We start from the raw sequence: 3,088 nt of genomic DNA, 5'->3' as shown, positions 1-3,088 counted from the left end.
CGCTGCACAGCGAGGCGCGCAACCGTGCCCAGGCGCTGGTCGCCTATGCCGCCCGTGACATGAAGCGCTGGATCAAGGAAGACAAGAACAGCGAGCTGGAACGGCTGGCCCAGGATCTGGCCGCCGAGCCCGAGATCCTCGATGCCACCCTCTATGACGCCCGTGGCATCCCGCTCGCCCAATCGGACGCCGCCGTGCCACTGGACAGCCTGTTGCCCATCGGCGACAACAACAAATCGGTGCCGGAACAGGGCAAGGGCCGCATCCAGTTTGTGCAGGAGATCCTGGATGGGGAGCAGACCATAGGCTACCTGCGCATCACACTGGAAGAGCAGAAACTGCTGGCGGACAAGGACACCCGACTCAAGGTGGTGCAAGAAAAACAGCGGCTGATGCTGCTGGTAGCGCTGCTGGCCGGCCTGCTCATCTCCTACGGCGTGCGCCGCAACTACATGCGGGTACGCAAGCACAAGAAGAAGAGCCCGCCCCAGACGCCCGGTCCCTGAAAAAACGGGCACACCCCAAACTGCACATATAAAAACGGCGACCCTGAGGTCGCCGTTTTGCGTGGAGCCAAAGGCTGCGGGATCAGTCACCCAGCAGCACGGAGTCCAGTGCAATTTCGATCATGTCGTTGAAGGTCAGCTGACGCTCTTCGGAGGTAGTCTGCTCACCGGTACGGATATGGTCGGAGACGGTGCAGATGGTCAGTGCCTTGGCGCCGTACTCTGCGGCCACGCCGTAGATACCGGCGGCTTCCATCTCGACACCCAGGATGCCGTACTTTTCCATGACATCGAACATAGAAGGGTCTGGGCTGTAGAACAGGTCGGCAGAGAAGATGTTACCAACGCGCACGGCAACGCCCTTGTTTTTGGCGGCTTGCACAGCATTGGCAACCAGGCCGAAGTCGGCGATGGCGGCGAAGTCGTGATCCTTGAAGCGCAGACGATTGACCTTGGAATCGGTACATGCACCCATGCCGATCACTACGTCACGCAGCTTCACGTCTTCACGCACAGCGCCACAGGAGCCCACGCGGATCAGGGTCTTCACACCGTAGTCGGTGATCAGCTCTTTGGCGTAGATGGAGCAGGACGGAATGCCCATGCCGTGGCCCATGACGGAGATACGACGACCCTTGTAGGTGCCGGTGAAGCCGAGCATGCTGCGCACGTCGCACACCTGCTCGACGTTCTCCAGGAAGGTTTCGGCGATGTACTTGGCGCGCAGGGGGTCGCCCGGCATCAGTACGGTATCAGCAAAGGCGCCATCTTTCGCATTGATATGAGGAGTTGCCATTCTCTTGATTCCTTCACACTAGGTTGAGTTTTATTGTCTTTATTGGTTGCCCGCCACCGAGGTGACGGGCGGGTAAATTACAGGAAGCTGGTACCGTATTCCAATTTCGGCAAACCGTGGTAGGCCGCTATGCTCTGGCCGATATCAGCAAAGGTCTCACGACGACCGACTGAGCCCGCCTTGACCGGCTTGCCGAAGAAGAGCACGGGAATGTATTCACGGGTGTGATCCGTGCCGCCCCAGGTAGGATCACAGCCGTGATCAGCGGTCAGCACCACCACATCGCCATCTTGCAGCATCGCGAACAGCTCCGGCAGACGGGAGTCGAAATACTCCAGTGCATCGGCGTAGCCTTTCACGTCACGACGGTGACCATAGGAGGAGTCGAAATCGACGAAGTTGGTGAAGACGATGGTATTGTCACCGGCCGCTTTCACCTCTTCCAGAGTGCGATCCCACAGCTCGGTCAGACCGGTACCCTTCACCTGCTTGGTGATGCCCTGGTTGGCATAGATGTCGGCAATCTTGCCGATGGATACCACCTGGCCACCCGCGTCTTTCATGTAATCCAGCACAGTGGGTGCCGGTGGCAGCACCGAGTAGTCGTGACGGTTGCCGGTGCGCTTGAAGTTGCCCTTGCCGCTGCCCACGAACGGACGCGCGATGACGCGACCTATGTTGTAGGGCTCCAGCAGCTCGCGCACTATGTGGCACAGCTCATAGAGCTTCTCAAGACCATAGGTCTCTTCGTGACAGGCGATCTGGAACACGGAGTCGGCAGAGGTGTAGAGGATCGGCTTGCCGGTGCGCATGTGCTCTTCGCCGAGATCGTCCAGCACCTGGGTGCCAGAGGCATGGCAGTTGCCCAGATATCCAGGCAGACCCGCCTTCTCGACGATGGCATCCAGCAGCTCCTGCGGGAAGCTGTTGTGGTGATCCTTGAAGTAACCCCACTCGAACAGCACGGGCACGCCAGCGATCTCCCAGTGGCCGGAGGGCGTGTCCTTGCCGGAGGAGAGCTCCTGGGCGAAACCGTAGGCACCGACAACCTCGATATCCTTCTTCAAGCCTGCCGGGAAGTAGCCGGAGGCCAGCTCCCCGGCATGGCCCAGACCCAGCTTGTTCAGGTTCGGCAGATTGAGGGCGCCACGGCCTTCAATCTCACCGGCTGCACAGGCCTTGGCAATGTGGCCAAGGGTGTTGGCGCCCACATCTCCGAACTTGTCGGCATCGGCGGCAGCGCCAATACCGAAAGAGTCCATCATCAGAATAAAGGTACGTTTCATGGGTTTTCCCCTTGTTACAAATCAGCCAGACCGATGCGACGGTAAACCTCAGGCAACGCCTGGGGCTGAGTGTCACCGATCTTGACAGCTGCCTGCACCATGCTGGCAGCCTGAGCAAATTGATCGTCAGTTTGAGCGTGGATCAGGGCAATCGGCTTGTCAGCATCGACGCTCTGGCCCAGGCGGATAACGTCGGTCAGACCGACAGCGTAATCGAGTTTGTCACCGGCAGCACGACGACCGCCCCCCATGGCGACCACGGCCAGACCCAGCTCCCGGGTATCCATGGCGGTCACGAAACCGGCATTGGCGGCATACACAGGGCGCACAATGGCAGCCTTGGGCAGGTGACTGTCATAACGTTCCATGAAGTCGGACGGACCACCGAGCCCGGTCACCATGCGCCCGAAGATCTCGGCAGCCTTGCCGTTGTCCAGCACCGCCTGCAGCTTGCGGCGGGCATCGCTGTCGTCGCTGGCCAGATGGGCGGAGATCAGCAT

At 60.0% G+C, this 3,088-nt stretch carries 3 protein-coding genes and 1 pseudogene; 1 reads left to right on the top strand and 3 read right to left on the bottom strand.

Annotation, left to right across the window (positions count from 1 at the left end; genetic code table 11):
- Positions 1 to 506: AhpA/YtjB family protein (locus tag AAC083_RS00955; protein WP_108537843.1), on the top strand; the 506-nt coding region annotated here is incomplete at its 5' end.
- 82 nt (positions 507 to 588) lie between these two features.
- Here the strand turns inward: AAC083_RS00955 and deoD are convergent.
- The 3 genes and pseudogenes from deoD to AAC083_RS00940 form a co-directional block, all read right to left on the bottom strand.
- Complete coding sequence (deoD, locus tag AAC083_RS00950) at positions 589 to 1,302, bottom strand: purine-nucleoside phosphorylase (protein ID WP_042036191.1); 714 nt, start codon at positions 1,300 to 1,302, stop codon at positions 589 to 591.
- 77 nt (positions 1,303 to 1,379) lie between these two features.
- The gene (locus tag AAC083_RS00945; protein ID WP_108537842.1) at positions 1,380 to 2,588 is read right to left on the bottom strand and encodes a phosphopentomutase; all 1,209 of its coding nucleotides are present in this window, start codon (positions 2,586 to 2,588) and stop codon (positions 1,380 to 1,382) included.
- Positions 2,589 to 2,602: 14 nt separating this feature from the next.
- Positions 2,603 to 3,088 (bottom strand): annotated as a pseudogene (locus tag AAC083_RS00940) (thymidine phosphorylase); the annotation flags it as partial.

The organism is Aeromonas sp. HMWF014 (genome assembly GCF_963878295.1).
GTDB classification, from domain to species: domain Bacteria; phylum Pseudomonadota; class Gammaproteobacteria; order Enterobacterales; family Aeromonadaceae; genus Aeromonas; species Aeromonas popoffii.
This window is presented reverse-complemented; position numbering and strand designations above follow the sequence as displayed.

Excerpts from the sequence above, each read along its gene's own strand:
- deoD (WP_042036191.1), bottom strand. The coding sequence starts at position 1,302 with ATGGCAACTCCTCATATCAATGCGAAAGATGGCGCCTTTGCTGATACC.
- AAC083_RS00945 (WP_108537842.1), bottom strand. The coding sequence starts at position 2,588 with ATGAAACGTACCTTTATTCTGATGATGGACTCTTTCGGTATTGGCGCT.